The 14,408-nt window shown below is 74.7% G+C and carries 14 protein-coding genes; 8 read left to right on the forward strand and 6 right to left on the reverse strand.

Features of this window, described 5'->3' with window-relative positions:
* The 3 genes from GPA02_RS16415 to GPA02_RS16425 all read left to right on the forward strand — a co-directional run.
* A partial coding sequence (locus tag GPA02_RS16415) for a multifunctional oxoglutarate decarboxylase/oxoglutarate dehydrogenase thiamine pyrophosphate-binding subunit/dihydrolipoyllysine-residue succinyltransferase subunit (protein WP_156201525.1) occupies positions 1-3,511 on the forward strand: 3,511 nt, incomplete at its 5' end.
* A complete protein-coding gene (locus GPA02_RS16420; protein ID WP_275689730.1) occupies positions 3,508-4,098 on the forward strand; it encodes a GDSL-type esterase/lipase family protein in 591 nt (196 codons plus the stop codon). The genes GPA02_RS16415 and GPA02_RS16420, both read left to right, overlap by 4 nt.
* A gap of 155 nt (positions 4,099-4,253) precedes the next feature.
* Positions 4,254-4,535 carry a HesB/IscA family protein gene (locus GPA02_RS16425; RefSeq protein WP_156201526.1) on the forward strand — a complete coding sequence of 94 codons (282 nt, stop codon included), beginning with the start codon at positions 4,254-4,256 and terminating at the stop codon, positions 4,533-4,535.
* Positions 4,536-4,652: 117 nt separating this feature from the next.
* Here the strand turns inward: GPA02_RS16425 and GPA02_RS16430 are convergent, their stop codons facing one another.
* From GPA02_RS16430 to GPA02_RS16445, 4 genes are all read right to left on the reverse strand, one after another.
* Positions 4,653-5,483: a DUF4097 family beta strand repeat-containing protein gene (locus GPA02_RS16430; RefSeq protein WP_156201527.1), complete on the reverse strand. Its 831-nt coding sequence runs from the start codon at positions 5,481-5,483 to the stop codon at positions 4,653-4,655.
* Between the two features lie 5 nt (positions 5,484-5,488).
* Positions 5,489-6,463 carry a zinc-binding dehydrogenase gene (locus GPA02_RS16435; RefSeq protein ID WP_156201528.1) on the reverse strand — a complete coding sequence of 325 codons (975 nt, stop codon included), beginning with the start codon at positions 6,461-6,463 and terminating at the stop codon, positions 5,489-5,491.
* Positions 6,464-6,574: 111 nt separating this feature from the next.
* Positions 6,575-6,847 (reverse strand): mycothiol system anti-sigma-R factor, encoded by a 273-nt coding sequence (rsrA, locus tag GPA02_RS16440; RefSeq protein ID WP_156201529.1) that lies wholly within the window; start codon positions 6,845-6,847, stop codon positions 6,575-6,577.
* A complete protein-coding gene (locus GPA02_RS16445) occupies positions 6,844-7,641 on the reverse strand; it encodes a sigma-70 family RNA polymerase sigma factor (protein WP_275689731.1) in 798 nt (265 codons plus the stop codon). The genes rsrA and GPA02_RS16445 overlap by 4 nt, the downstream gene beginning before the upstream one ends.
* Before the next feature lie 106 nt (positions 7,642-7,747).
* Here GPA02_RS16445 and GPA02_RS16450 point away from each other — a divergent pair, with 106 nt between their 5' ends.
* From GPA02_RS16450 to GPA02_RS16465, 4 genes are all read left to right on the forward strand, one after another.
* Positions 7,748-8,260 carry a DoxX family protein gene (locus GPA02_RS16450; RefSeq protein ID WP_156201531.1) on the forward strand — a complete coding sequence of 171 codons (513 nt, stop codon included), beginning with the start codon at positions 7,748-7,750 and terminating at the stop codon, positions 8,258-8,260.
* A 136-nt stretch (positions 8,261-8,396) separates the two neighbouring features.
* Positions 8,397-9,695, forward strand: a complete 1,299-nt coding sequence (aroA, locus tag GPA02_RS16455; protein WP_156201532.1) for a 3-phosphoshikimate 1-carboxyvinyltransferase — start codon at positions 8,397-8,399, stop codon at positions 9,693-9,695.
* A gap of 73 nt (positions 9,696-9,768) precedes the next feature.
* A complete protein-coding gene (gene rsgA / locus GPA02_RS16460) occupies positions 9,769-10,785 on the forward strand; it encodes a ribosome small subunit-dependent GTPase A (RefSeq protein WP_420809371.1) in 1,017 nt (338 codons plus the stop codon).
* Positions 10,786-10,794: 9 nt separating this feature from the next.
* Positions 10,795-11,304, forward strand: a complete 510-nt coding sequence (locus GPA02_RS16465) for a nucleoside deaminase (protein ID WP_156201534.1) — start codon at positions 10,795-10,797, stop codon at positions 11,302-11,304.
* Positions 11,305-11,340: 36 nt separating this feature from the next.
* On the opposite strand, the gene GPA02_RS16470 is transcribed toward GPA02_RS16465, so the two are convergent.
* Together GPA02_RS16470 and GPA02_RS16475 are read right to left on the reverse strand one after the other, a co-directional pair.
* Positions 11,341-12,531 carry a M23 family metallopeptidase gene (locus tag GPA02_RS16470; RefSeq protein ID WP_156201535.1) on the reverse strand — a complete coding sequence of 397 codons (1,191 nt, stop codon included), beginning with the start codon at positions 12,529-12,531 and terminating at the stop codon, positions 11,341-11,343.
* 107 nt (positions 12,532-12,638) lie between these two features.
* On the reverse strand, positions 12,639-13,517 hold the full coding sequence (locus tag GPA02_RS16475) for a helix-turn-helix domain-containing protein (RefSeq protein WP_156201536.1): 879 nt from the start codon (positions 13,515-13,517) through the stop codon (positions 12,639-12,641).
* 74 nt (positions 13,518-13,591) lie between these two features.
* Here GPA02_RS16475 and GPA02_RS16480 point away from each other — a divergent pair, with 74 nt between their 5' ends.
* Positions 13,592-14,398, forward strand: a complete 807-nt coding sequence (locus GPA02_RS16480; protein WP_156201537.1) for an LLM class flavin-dependent oxidoreductase — start codon at positions 13,592-13,594, stop codon at positions 14,396-14,398.
* Positions 14,399-14,408 lie beyond the last annotated feature (10 nt).

The raw sequence follows: 14,408 nt of genomic DNA on the forward strand, positions 1-14,408 counted from the left end.
CGCGCCGGTCGACGCCGAGTCGCACGCCGACGTCGCGCTCGAGGCGGCCGCAGCGGTGCCGCCGCCGGTCGAGGCCGTGGCCCCGACCGCGCCCTACACCCAGCGCACGCCCGCCAAGCGGCCGCAGCCGGCGGCCGGTGGTGGCGACGAGGTCGACCGCCTGCGCGGTCCGGCCGCGCGCGTCGTCACCAACATGGAGTCGTCGCTGAGCGTGCCGACCGCGACGAGCGTGCGGGCCATCCCGGCCAAGCTGCTCATCGACAACCGGATCGTGCTCAACAACCACCTCGCGCGCAGCCGCGGCGGCAAGGTCAGCTTCACGCACCTGATCGGCTACGCGCTGGTCGAGGCGCTCGGCGACATGCCGGAGATGAACGCCGGCTACCGGGTCGTCGACGGCAAGCCGGGCGTGTTCCGCCCGTCGCACGTCAACCTCGGTCTCGCGATCGACCTCGCGAAGCCCGACGGCACCCGACAGCTCGTCGTGCCCGCCATCAAGGGCGCCGAGGCGATGGACTTCGCGCAGTTCTGGCGCGCCTACGAGGACGTCGTCCGGCGCGCCCGCGGCGGCAAGCTCGGCGTCGAGGACTTCCAGGGCACCACGATCTCGCTCACCAACCCGGGCACGATCGGCACCGTCCACTCGGTGCCGCGGCTCATGGAGGGCCAGGGCACGATCATCGGCGTCGGCGCGATGGACTACCCCGCGGAGTTCCAGGGCGCCTCGCCCGAGAACCTCGCCAAGATGGGCGTGTCGAAGGTCCTCACGCTGACCTCGACCTACGACCACCGGATCATCCAGGGCGCCCAGTCCGGCGAGTTCCTGCGGATCATCCACAGCAAGCTGCTGGGCGAGGACGGCTTCTACGACCGCGTGTTCGCGGCGCTGCGGGTGCCCTACGAGCCTGTGCGCTGGACGACCGACGTCGACACCGACCCGGTCAGCGAGTTCGACAAGCCCGCGCGCATCCTCCAGCTCATCCACGCCTACCGCTCGCGCGGTCACCTGATCGCCGACACCGACCCGCTCGCCTACCGCCAGCGCAAGCACGCCGACCTCGACGTGCAGAACCACGGGCTCACGCTGTGGGACCTCGACCGGTCGTTCCCGACGGGCGGGTTCGGCGGCAAGCCGCGGATGCTGCTGCGCGACATCCTCGGGCTGCTGCGCAACTCCTACTGCCGCACGATCGGCGCGGAGTACATGCACCTGCACGACGCCGCGCAGCGGCGCTGGCTGCAGCAGCGGCTGGAGTCCGGCTGGGACAAGCCCGCGCCGGAGGAGCAGAAGCAGATCCTGCGCAAGATCAACCAGGCCGAGGCGTTCGAGACGTTCCTGCAGACGAAGTTCGTCGGGCAGAAGCGGTTCAGCCTCGAGGGCGGCGAGTCGCTGATCCCGCTGCTCGACCGGATCCTGCAGGCGGCGGCCCGCGAGGGTCTCGACGAGGTCGGCATCGGCATGCCGCACCGTGGTCGTCTCAACGTGCTGGCCAACATCGCGGGCAAGTCCTACGCGCAGATCTTCGCCGAGTTCGAGGGCAACCAGGACCCGAAGACCGTGCAGGGCAGCGGCGACGTGAAGTACCACCTGGGCACCGAGGGCGAGTACACCTCGATCACCGGTGAGAAGACCCGCGTCTACCTCGCCGCCAACCCCTCGCACCTCGAGGCGGTCAACGGCGTCCTCGAGGGCGTCGTGCGCGCGAAGCAGGACCGCATCGACCTCGGCGGCGGCGGCTTCTCGGTGCTGCCGATCCTCATCCACGGTGACGCCGCGTTCGCCGGTCAGGGCGTGGTGACGGAGACGATCAACCTCAGCCAGCTGCGGGGCTACCGCACCGGCGGCACGATCCACGTCCTCATCAACAACCAGATCGGGTTCACCACCGGCGCCGCGTCCTCGCGGTCGACCCTGTACGCGACCGACGTGGTCAAGGGGCTGCAGATCCCCGTGTTCCACGTCAACGGCGACGACCCCGAGGCCGTCGCGCACGTCGCGCAGCTGGCGTTCGACTACCGCCAGGAGTTCAACCGCGACGTCGTCATCGACATGGTCTGCTACCGCCGTCGCGGTCACAACGAGGGCGACGACCCCTCGATGACGCAGCCGGTGATGTACGGGCTCATCGAGAACAAGCGCAGCGTCCGCACGCTCTACACCGAGTCCCTCGTGGGCCGCGGCGACATCAGCGAGGACGAGGCGAAGCAGGCGCTCGAGCACTTCCAGGGCGAGCTGGAACGGGTCTTCACCGAGTCCAAGCAGGGCTCGCAGACGACCGGCGACCAGGTCGCGGGGCTGGAGGTCCCGGAGTCCCAGCAGGAGGACGCCGGGATGATGGTCGGCTGGCAGACCGCCGTGCCGGCCCGGGTCATCGAGCGCGTCGGCGAGGCGCACCTGCGCACGCCCGAGGGCTTCACGGTGCACCCGAAGCTCAAGCAGCTGCTCGAGCGCCGCGCGCAGATGGCGACCAACGGCGACATCGACTGGGCGTTCGGCGAGCTGGTGGCCTTCGGCTCCCTGCTCATGGAGGGGACCCCGGTCCGGCTCGCGGGCCAGGACAGCCGCCGCGGCACCTTCGTGCAGCGGCACGCGGTGCTGCACGATCGCCAGACCGGTGCGGAGTGGACACCACTGGCCTACCTGTCGGCCGACCAGGCGAAGTTCTGGGTCTACGACTCCTCGCTCAGCGAGTACGCGGCGCTGGCGTTCGAGTACGGCTACTCGGTGGAGCGGCCCGACGCACTGGTGCTGTGGGAGGCGCAGTTCGGCGACTTCGTCAACGGCGCCCAGATCGTCATCGACGAGTTCATCTCCTCGGCGCAGGCGAAGTGGAACCAGAGCTCCTCGGTCGTGCTGCTGCTGCCGCACGGCTACGAGGGCCAGGGCCCGGACCACTCCTCGGCCCGCATCGAGCGGTTCCTCCAGCTGTGCGCCGAGGACAACATGACGGTCGCCCAGCCGTCGACCCCGGCGAACCACTTCCACCTGCTGCGGCGCCAGGCGTACCGCCGGCCGCGCCGCCCGCTCGTGGAGTTCACCCCCAAGCAGCTGCTGCGCCTGCGCGCCGCGACCTCGTCGGTCGAGGACTTCACGCAGGGCACGTTCCAGCCGGTCATCGGCGACACGACCGTGCCGCCGGAGCAGGTCGACCGGGTGCTGCTGTGCACCGGCCGCGTGTACTACGACCTGGCCGCCGAGCGCGCCAAGCGCGAGGACACCCGGACCGCGATCGTGCGGCTCGAGGAGCTCTACCCGTTCCCTGCGGAGGAGCTCGTCGCCGAGCTGGGCCGCTACCGCGACGACGCCGAGCTGGTGTGGGTGCAGGACGAGCCCAGCAACCAGGGCGCGTGGTCGTTCGTCGGCTACCAGATGCGGTTCAAGGTGCCCGAGCTGCAGGGCCGCCCGGTCGCGCACGTCAGCCGCCGCCCGGCGGCCGCGCCCGCGACCGGCAGCGGCAAGGTCCACAAGTCCCAGCAGCAGGAGCTGATCGCCGAGGCGTTTGCCAGGTGAGCACGCGTGTGGCCGTCGTCGGCGACGAGCTCGTGGCCGGCGTCGGCGACCCGCGCGGGATGGGCTGGGTCGGTCGCGTCGTCGGGCGCACCCGCACGCCCGAGGAGATCGAGGTCTACACGCTCGCGGTGCCCGGCGAGACCTCGACCCAGCTGTCCGCCCGGTGGGAGACCGAGTGCAACCGTCGCTTCGGCGGTGACGACGACCGGCTGGTCGTCGCGCTCGGCTCCGCCGACCTCGACCACGGGGTGTCGCTCGCGCGCAGCCGTCTCAACCTCGCCAACGTGCTCGACGACGCGGCGAACCGACCGGTGGCGGCGTTCGTCGTCGGGCCGCCGCCCCGGGCGGGTGTCGACGAGGCTGCGCTCGGCGAGCTGAGCCGAGCGTTCGCGGACGTGTGCCGGCGGCGCCGGGTCCCCTACGCCGAGACGTTCGAGCCGCTGCGTGCGCACGAGCAGTGGCTGGCCGACCTCGCGGCCGGTGACGGCCGTCACCCCGGGCAGGCCGGGTACGGGCTGCTCGCGTGGCTCGTGCTCCACAACGGCTGGTACGCCTGGATCGGCGCGGAGGACCCCGAGCAGTCCTGAGGAACAAGTCGCTGCGCGGGCTTGACAGCCCGGGCGAGCGCGACACGCCCGTTTGCTCCTCGCCGCCGCCTGTGTGACGGTGGATGGGTCCGAGGCGCACGCGACTGGTGCAGCTCGCTGCTCGTATGCGTCCATGCCGAGGAGAGGAGCACCACATGCTCACCGTCACCGAGACCGCTCAGACCGCCATCCGCTCGCTCAGCGAGCAGGCCGGCCTCCCCGCCACCGGCGGTGTCCGGCTCGCGATGGACGAGACCGGCAGCGGCGTCCAGATGTCGCTGGCCCCCGAGCCCCAGGAGGGCGACCAGGTGGTCGACGACGCCGGCGCCCGCGTGTTCATGCCGGCCGAGACGGCGACGCTGCTGGAGACCCAGCAGCTCGACGCCGCTCCCACGCCGGAGGGCACCGGGTTCACGCTGCGCGCGCAGACCAGCTGACGCCCCCGCACCACGAGGGCCGGTCCGGCATCACGCCGGGCCGGCCCTTCGCGCGTCCAGGGGTGCTCGCGGCGCCGGCTGCGCCCACGGCACCGCCGGCACCGGCCGCGGCCGGCGTCAGCCGGTCGTGCCGTCGGCGCCCGGGAGCGGCGAGGGGTCCTTGCGCTCGACGACGACCTCGCCGCTGACGGTCGTGGCGGTGAGCAGCACGCGGCCACCGTGCCCGGCCTCCTGCACCTTGGTGATGCCGAACCCGGCGCGCTGCTGGTGCCCGTCGACGCTGACCTGCGCGGCGACGCCGCGGGCCTCGAGCTCCAGCGCCGCCGCGGCGGGCAGGTGCACGTGGGTGTGTCCCGAGACCGTCGTGGTGCTCAGCACCGCGGCGTCACCGCGGTGCCGCAGGTCGATGCCGCCGGCGACCGTGGTCACCGAGACGCGCGGCAGCTCGCCGTCGAGGCGGACGTCGCCGGACGCGGTCGCGACCGTGACGGGCCCGGCGTGGCCGTCGACCGCGACGGCGCCCGACGCCGTGCGCACCTTGACGCCGCCCGTGGTGCGCGCGGTCTCCACGGGCGCGGACGCCGTCGAGACGTCCAGGTCGCCGGTGGTCCCGGTGGCCCGGACGGCTGCGCTGACGGTCGCCGCGGTGACCGTGACGCCCGCGCCGACGTGCAGCCGCACGACCGCTCGGTCGGCGGTGTCGGCCGCCGTCGTGAGCCGCTTGAGCCAGCCGTCCCAGCCGATCGAGGGGTAGCCGATGCTCACCCGGTCGGCCTCGGTGGAGACCTCCAGCGGCTGCCCGGTCACCTCGGTGACCTCGACCAGCACGCCCGGCTCGTCGCGCGGGACCACCTCCAGCGCTCCCGCCACGAGCTGGACGCGGACCGAGCTCGCGTCGTCGCTGCGGACCGAGTCCGGTCCGGTGAGGATGCGGGTCATGGTGGTCATGCCGGTCACTCCTTCGTCGTGAGAACGATCTTGCCGACCATGTCGCCGGCTGCGAGCGCGGCGAAGGCGCCGCGCACGTCGTCGTCGGAGGTGAGGTCGCCGGTGCGGTCGACGACGGGGACGACGCCGGCCGCCGTCATCATCGACGCCACCGCGGCCAGCTCCTGCCGGGTGCCCATCGTCGACCCGACGACCCGCAGGCTGCGGAAGAACACCCGGTTGAGGTCGGCCGACGGCGCGGGTCCGCTGGTGGCGCCCGCGACCGCGACCACCCCACCGGGGCGCAACGAGCGCAGCGAGTGCTGCCAGGTGGCCTCCCCCACGGTCTCGACCACGACGTCGACCGGAGGCACCCGGGTACCGGTCTCGACGGCCTCGTGCGCGCCGATCTCGAGGGCGCGCTCCAGCTTCTCGGGCGAGCGCGAGGTGACGGTGACGTGCAGCCCGGCGGCGCGGGCGAGCACGGTGGCCGCGGTCGCGACGCCGCCGCCTGCGCCCTGCACGAGCACGCGCTGGCCCGGCTGCGCCTGGGCGGCCGAGAACAGCAGCCGGTAGGCGGTGAGGTACGCCGTCGGGAGACAGGCCGCCTCGGCGAACGACATCCCCGCGGGCTTGGGCACGAGGTTGCGGGCGGGCACCGCCACCCGCTCGGCGAGGGTGCCCGGGTAGAGCTCCGACAGCAGGGTGCGGCGGGGGTCGAGCGTCTCGTCGCCGTCCCAGCCGCGCGTGGCCACGACCGCGTGCACCATCACCTCGGAGCCGTCCGGCCCGATGCCCGCGGCGTCGGTGCCGAGCACCATCGGGAGCCGGTCGGCGGGCAGTCCCACACCGCGCAGGCTCCACAGGTCGTGGTGGTTGAGCGCGGCGGCACGGACCTCCACCCACACCCAGCCCTCGGGCACCTCGGGCTCGAGCTCGCCGATCGCGAGACCCGACAGCGGGTCGTCGGGGTCCTGGGAACGGGCGTAGACGCAGCGCACGTCTCCACCCTACGTCGCGGGCGTCAGGGGCGTCGGGTCACGACGGCGGGCCCGTGCTCGCGCGACGTCGGCGTCGCGGCTGCCCGCTCGCGCGACGAGCGGTGCGCCGGCTCAGGCCGGCGGCACGAGGCGGGTGCGCAGCACCGTGATCTCGGTGCGTACCCGCATGCGGAGCGTCTCGGGCGCCGTCTCGCAGCAGGAGCGCCGCAGCAGCTCCTTGACGCGGCGCTCGAGCTCGGCCTCGCCGAAGCAGGACGCGCACTCCTCGAGGTGCGCGCGCAACCGGCCGGCGTCGATCTCGGTGATCTCGGAGTCGATGTACTCCTCGAGGCGCTCGAGCGCCTCCTCGCACCGGCACTCCTTGCTCATCGACTGCTCGCTCATCGACCCTCCCTGACGAGCCCGAGCTCGCGGGCGTGGTCCGCGAGCAGCGTCCGCAGCTGCCGACGGCCTCGGTGCAGCCGCGACATCACGGTCCCGATCGGGGTGTCCATGATCTCCGCGATCTCCTTGTACGCAAAGCCCTCGACGTCGGCGAGGTAGACCGCGACACGGAAGTCGTCGGGCAGCTGCGCGAGCGCGTCCTTGACGACGTCGTCCCCGATGAGGTCGAGCGCCTCGGCCTCGGCGGAGCGCAGCCCGGTCGAGGTGTGCGACGCCGCGCGGTGCTCCTGCCAGTCCTCGACGTCCTCCGCGTTCGACTGCTGCGGCTCGCGCTGCTTCTTGCGGTAGGAGTTGATGAACGTGTTGGTGAGGATCCGGTACAGCCACGCCTTGAAGTTGGTGCCCGGCTTGAACTGGTGGAACGCGGCGTAGGCCTTCGCGAACGTCTCCTGCACGAGGTCCTCGGCGTCGGCCGGGTTGCGCGTCATGCGCAGCGCCGCGCCGTAGAGCTGGTCGAGCAGCGGCATCGCCTCGGCCTCGAAGCGCTGGTCGCGCTCGAGCGCTGTCTCGGTGGCGGGATCGACCACCTGGTCGGCGGTCGCGCCGACCGCACCCTCAACCTGGTCTGACATCACCGTCGAGCCTAGGCCATCGCCGGGCCGGGACCTGCCGGTGCGGGGACCTAGCCGGCGGGCCGGACCCGCGGGCTCCGGCCGCGCGGACGCCCGGCCGTGGGTGCACGAGCGCGCCGGTGCGCGCTCCGGTGTGCCGCGATCGGTGCTGAGGGCTGTCACGCCTCCCACAACCTCCTGGCCCGGCGGAGCATTCCCGGGGCCGTCGGCACGCGCGACGGTGGCGCTTCGGCTACCGGAGCGGGCGTTCGTGCGGTAGCAATGAGGCATGAGTCCTCTTCGTGCGCTTGCCCGGCCGCTGCTCGCGTCCGCCTTCATCGTCGACGGCGTGGACGCGCTGCGTCACACCGACGAGCACGCGGCGCGGGCGCAGCCCTTCGCCCCCACGCTGGCGCGCGTGAGCGAGAAGGTGCCCGGGCTGCCCAGCGACACCCGCAGCCTCACCCGTCTCATCGGCGCGGTGCAGGTCGGGGCGGGCGTGCTGCTCGCGACCGGGAAGGCGCCGCGCGTGGCCGCCGCCGCGCTCGCCGTCGTCACGATCCCGACGGCGGTCGTGCGCCACCCGGTCCGCAGCACCAGCGGCGAGGAGCGCCGTCGGAACCTCGTCGGGCTGCTGCGGGACGGCGCGCTGCTCGGCGGGCTGATCTTCGCGGCCGAGGACCGGCAGGGGCGGCCGTCGCTGGGCTGGCGCCTCGACAACTGGCGCGCGCACCGCGCCGAGATCGCCGAGGTCCGCGCCGAGCTCAAGGAGCGCCTCAAGGAGGTCAAGCAGGCCGCCTGAGCCCGCCCTTCCCCGCGACCCCGGGCGCCCGCCCAGCCGTCGTGCGGGCACGGTCGGCGGGCGTCGCCGGGTGCCGCTGCGCCCTGCGCCGGTCGACCGCGGCAGGGGCTCGCACCGCGCTGACTACCCTGGCCCTGTGCTGAGTACCGCTGCGTGGCCCGCCCCGGTGGCCTCCGGGCCCCTCGACGCGACCGTCGTCGTGCCCGGTTCGAAGTCCCTGACCAACCGGGCGCTGCCGCTGGCGGCGCTCGCCGAGGAGCCGACCGTCGTCCGCGGTGCGCTGCGCTCGCGCGACGCCGACCTCATGGTCGCGGCGCTGCGGGCGCTGGGCACCGGCGTCGAGGTCTCGCCCGACGGCACCACCGTCACCGTGACCCCGAGGCCGCTGCGCGGTCCGGCCGAGATCGACTGCGGGCTCGCGGGCACCGTCATGCGGTTCCTGCCCGCACTCGCCGCGCTCGCCGACGGCCCCGTCCGCCTCGACGGCGACCCCGCGGCCCGGGTGCGTCCGATGGGCCCGGTGCTCGCCGGGCTGGCCCGGCTGGGCGTGCGGGTCAGCGGCGACGACGGCGCCGAGCCGCACCACCTCCCGGTGACGGTGCACGGGACCGGGCGGGTGGTCGGCGGCGAGGTCGAGATCGACGCCTCGGCGTCCTCCCAGTTCGTCTCCGGGCTGCTGCTCGCCGCGCCTCGGTTCGAGCAGGGGCTCACGCTGCACCACGTCGGCGAGGTGCTCCCCAGCCAGCCCCACATCGACATGACGGTCGCGGTGCTGCGCGAGCGCGGCGTGGTCGTCGACGACGTCGCGACCGGGACGTGGCGCGTCGAGCCCGGCCCGGTCGCGGGCGGCGAGGTCGTCGTCGAGCCCGACCTCTCCAACGCCGGCCCGTTCCTGGCGGCGGCGCTCGCCGCGGGCGGCACCGTGCGGGTGCCGCACTGGCCGACCGTGACCACGCAGCCGGGCGCGATGCTGCCCGACCTCCTCGAACGGATGGGCGCCACGGCCGTGCTGCACGACGGCGTGCTGGCCGTCACCGGCAGCGGGCAGGTCGAGCCGATCACCGCCGACCTGGGCGCCGCGGGCGAGCTCGCGCCGACGATCGCGGCGCTCGCGGCGCTGGCGCCCGGCACCTCGACGCTCACCGGCATCGCCCACCTGCGCGGGCACGAGACCGACCGCCTGGCCGCCCTCGTCACCGAGATCCGCCGGCTCGGCGGCGACGCCGAGGAGCTCCCGGACGGGCTGCGGATCCGCGGCGGCGGCCTGCACGGTGCCGTCGTCGAGACCTACCACGACCACCGGATGGCGACGTTCGCCGCCGTCGTCGGGCTCGCGGTGCCCGGCGTCGAGGTCGTCGACGTCGCCACGACGTCCAAGACGCTCCCCGACTTCGTGCGGATGTGGTCCGGCATGCTCGGGGCCGCGGACCGATGACGGACGGCCGCGTGCCCGTCGTGGGCGCCGCCGCGCCCGGCTCGGGGCTTGCCGGCGCCGCGAGGAGGCCGCGATAGTGCCGCGGTACCTGCGCGACGCCGAGGACGAGGTACGCGTCCGGCCGAACCGGCGCGGCAGCAGGCCGCGCACGAAGCAGCGCCCCGAGCACGAGGACGCGCGGCCGGGCACGGTCCTCACGGTGGACCGCGGCCGCTACGACGTGCTGGTCGACGAGGGCCCGCGGGTCCGCGCGATGAAGGCCCGCGAGCTCGGCCGCGCCGCGCTCGTCGTCGGCGACCGGGTCGACCTCGTCGGCGACCTGTCGGGCGCACCCGACACGCTCGCGCGCGTGGTCCGTCGCCACGAGCGGACCACGACGCTGCGACGCACCGCCGACGACTCCGAGGACGCCGTCGAGCGCGTGCTGGTCGCCAACGCCGACCTGCTCGTGATCGTGACGGCGCTCGCCGACCCCGAACCGCGGCCGCGCATGGTGGACCGGTGCCTGGTCGCGGCCTACGACGCCGGCATGGACGCGCTGCTGTGCCTCACGAAGGCCGACCTCGCCGACCCCGCGGACTTCCTCGCGCAGTACGCGGCGCTCTCGGTGCCCGCGGTCCCGACCGCCGTCCGGCCCGACCGCATCGACGGCATCGACGAGCTGCGCCAGGCGCTGCGAGGCCGCACCTCGGTGCTCGTCGGCCACTCCGGCGTCGGCAAGTCGACGCTGGTCAACGCGCTGGTCCCGGACGCCGCCCGCGAGACCGGGCACGTCAACGAGGTGACCGGGCGCGGTCGGCACACCTCCTCCTCCGCGGTGGCGCTCGCGCTGCCGGAGGGCGGCTGGGTCATCGACACCCCGGGCGTGCGCAGCTTCGGTCTCGCCCACGTCGGCGCCGACGACCTCGTGCGCGCCTTCCCCGACCTGGACGAGGTGGCGCAGGACTGCCCGCGCGGCTGCACCCACGCCGCCGACGCCCCGGACTGCGCGCTCGACGAGTGGGTCGCCTCGGGTGCCGCGGGCGCAGCCGGCGAGGCACGCCTGGCCAGCTTCCGCCGCCTTCTCGCGAGCCGTGAGGGCACCTCGTAGGCTCGGCTCATGAGCGCGACCGAGGTGGACGACGTCGACCGCCGCTGGTTGCGGCGCTGCGTGGAGCTGGCCGAGGAAGCGCTCGCCGACGGCGACTCGCCGTTCGGGTCGGTGCTGGTCGACGGCAGCGGAGCGGTGCGCGCCGAGGACCGCAACCGGGAGGTCAGCACGGCCGACCCGACCGCGCACCCGGAGATCGCGCTCGCGCGCTGGGCGGCCGCACACCTCGACCCCGAGGAGCGCGCCGCCGCGACGGTCTACACCTCGGGCGAGCACTGCGCGATGTGCGCCGCCGCGCACGGCTGGGTGGGCATCGGGCGACTGGTGTTCGCGATGTCGACGCCGCAGCTGCTCGCGCTGCGCGACGAGCTGGGGCTGGACCGCTCCCCCGTGGCGCCGCTGCGCGCGGCCGACGTCGCCCCCGCCGTGGTCGTGGCCGGCCCCGAGCCGAGCCTGCTCGACGACGTCGCTGCGCTGCACCGGCGCGCAGCCGGGCACTGGCGCGCTGACGAGCGCTGAGGGCGCGGCCGGCGAGCGCGAGCGGCGCTCAGCCGGTCACGGCTCGACGGGCTCGGTGGGTGGCTCCGTCTCCTCCGCCGACGGCTCGGGCTCGGGTTCCGGCTCGCGCTCCGGTTCGGGCTCCGGCACTGTCTCGCACGTGGGTGCGGGCGCGCCCTCGGGCTCGGGGTCGGTGACCTCCGGCGTCGGGTCGGGCTCGGGTCCGGGCTCGGGGTCGACCGGCGGTGCCGGCGCGGGGCAGACGTCCTCGCCGGGTTCCGGGTCGGCCGGGGGCTCCTCGGGCGTCTCCTCCCCCGGTGCGGGCTCGGGATCGGCCGGCTCCTCCGGCGCGGGGTCCTTCGCCGGCGGGCGCGTCGGTGTCGTCGGCGGCTCGACCGGCGTCACGGGATCGGCGGGCTCGGTCGGCTCGGCGGGCTGCTGCGGGACGGGGTCGGGCTCGGGGCTGCCGATCGGCTCCTCGACCGTCTCGCCCTCGCCCACCGGCGCGGTGCTCCAGTCCCACGGGAACGGGTCGCCGAAGACGGTCTCGTCCTCGGTCGCGCGGCCGCCGGGGACCTTCACGCCGCGCTCCTGCAGGTAGTTGACCGGGTTGACGGCGTGGCCCTCGACCCATGCCGAGAAGTGCAGGTGCGGTCCTGTGGACCGGCCCGAGCTGCCGACCAGCCCGACGACGTCGCCGGCCTCGACCTCGTCGCCCACCTCGACGAGGACGCCGTCGGCCTCCATGTGGTTGTAGGCGGTGCTGGTGCCGTCGGTGTGCTCGACGACGACGACCCACCCGGAGAGCCCGAGCACCCGGTTGCCGTGGGCGGCGTAGACGACGGTGCCCGCGCCCGCCGCCTGGATGGGCGTGCCGGCCGGCGCCGCGAGGTCGATCCCGTTGTGGAAGGCGCTCGTCGTCACGCCCGGGATGATGCCGCGGTGGCCGTACTGGGACAGCAGCCGGCCGCTCGGCAGCGGGTGCACCCAGGTCTCGCTGACCACCTGCTCCGGCGCCGACGCGCTCGCCTGCCCGAAGGTGAAGGAGAAGACGGCGTCCGCGGGGACGGTGACGGTGGCGCCGACCTCGGCGAGGGCGTCGTCCAGCGGCTCGATCGCGACCGCGACCGGGGCGGTGTCGAGGCTCGGCGCCGGCGCGAGACCGCTCGCCGCGCTCGGCAGGGCGACGAGCAGACCGCACGCCAGGAGCCCGGTCGACAACCGCCGGACGGCCCGGGCGTCACGCATGTGTCCTCACCCCTCGACACAGCTCGTTCGCTCCGGCCGAGTGTAGTCGGGCGGCCCTCGCCGCGACAGGTGGTCGGGCGGGCTCCTCGGGTCGACCTTCGGTCGATCTAGGTGCGGAACCGCTCGGCGAAGGCGCGCGGTGTCATGCCGGTCACCCGGCGCCAGTCGCGCGTGAAGTGCGCCTGGTCGGTGTAGCCGAGCTCGGCCGCGGTCGTGGCGAGGTCGGCCGGGGTGCGCAGCCGCTCGGCCGCCTCCTGCAGCCGGCGGCGCTGGAGCAGCCACTTCGGGGACAGCCCCAGCCACCGCGAGGTGAGCCGCTGCAGCGTGCGCTCGGTGAGGCCGAACGCCGAGGCGAGGTCGGCGACCCGCAGCAGGTCGGGCTTGCCCTCGGCGTAGGCGACCAGGTCGTTGACGAGCTCGGCCTCGCGGCCGATCGGCAGCAGGTGCGCCAGCCGCTCCTCCAGGACCGCCGCGGCGGCCCGCTGCCGGGCGGGGTCGGTCGGGTCGGGTGCCAGCGCCGCACGGACCCGCCCGGCGAGCGCCTCGCCGTCGGGCAGCACGTCGGCGAGCGGCACGTGCCGGTCGACGTGCTCGCGCATCGAGCGGCCGCTGAGCAGGTGGCCGGTCGCGGGCTGCAGCATCGCTCCGCACGCCCACCCGGTGCCGGTGAGCACGGTCTCGCTCAGTCCCTGCGCGACCCCGTAGAACCGGGCGTAGTCGTCGCTGATCACCAGCAGCGCGACCGGGTACTGCAGCACCTGCTGGCGGCGCTGCTCGCCGTCCGGCACCCGCCACACCGGCAGCCAGAACCGGCGGACCACCGGGTCCAGGTCCGGTCGCGGCGGGAACCGGGCGATCGTGAACGAGCCGTCCCGCGGGTCCAGCAGGTGGGCGCGCTCGACGTCGCCGGCACGCTCTCGCGGCGCGTCCGGACCCGTCGTCCGCGGGTCGGCACCGCTGGCTCGGCGGCCCTCCCGATCCGTCACGGGGCCAGCCTGCCGCACGCGTGCGACACGGGCGACGACGCACGGTGTCGGCCGCGCCTCCTAGGCTGCTCGCCATGACCAGCACCGGCCTGATCTTCCCGCCCGACCAGCCGCCCGAGCGGCTCCGCTCCGTCGCGCATCGCACCGAGACCGCGGGCATCCCCGAGCTGTGGCTGTGGGAGGACTGCTTCGCCGAGAGCGGCGTCGCACCCGCCGCGGCCGCGCTCGCCTGGACCGAGCGGCTGCAGGTGGGCATCGGCCTGCTGCCCGTGCCGCTGCGCAACGTCGCGCTCACCGCGATGGAGCTCGCGACCCTCGCGCGGATGTTCCCGGACCGGCTGCTGCCCGGCATCGGGCACGGCGTGCTCGACTGGATGGGCCAGGTGGGCGCGCGCGCCGCCTCCCCGCTGACGCTGCTCGAGGAGTACGGCTCCGCGCTGCGACGCCTGCTCGACGGCGAGACGGTCACCACCGAGGGCCGCTACGTGACGCTCGAGCAGGTCGGGCTGCGCTGGCCGCCGGCCCGGCTGCCGGTCTACGTCGGGGCGATCGGTCCGAAGACGCTCGCGGTCGCCGGCCGCGTGGGCGACGGCGTCATCCTCACCAGTGACACGCGCGACATCGGCGAGGCGCTCGCCACCGCGCGCTCGGCGCGCGCCGCGGCCGGGGTCGAGGGCCCGTTCGAGGCGGTCGTGTTCCTCTCGGCCCCGGTGGACGTCGGCATCGCCGAGCTCACCGACGCCGTCGGCGCGGCCGCCGCGGCGGGCGCGACCCGGGTCGCGGTGTGCGGCACGAGCCCGGAGGGTCCGCCGGACGGCTCCGAGCGGATCTACGACCTGCTGGAGGTCGTCGCCGAGGTGGCCGCGACGACGCCCGCCTGAGCGGCCACCG

The sequence above is a fragment of the Actinotalea caeni genome, assembly GCF_009733795.1.
Taxonomy (GTDB): Bacteria; Actinomycetota; Actinomycetes; order Actinomycetales; family Beutenbergiaceae; genus Pseudactinotalea; species Pseudactinotalea caeni.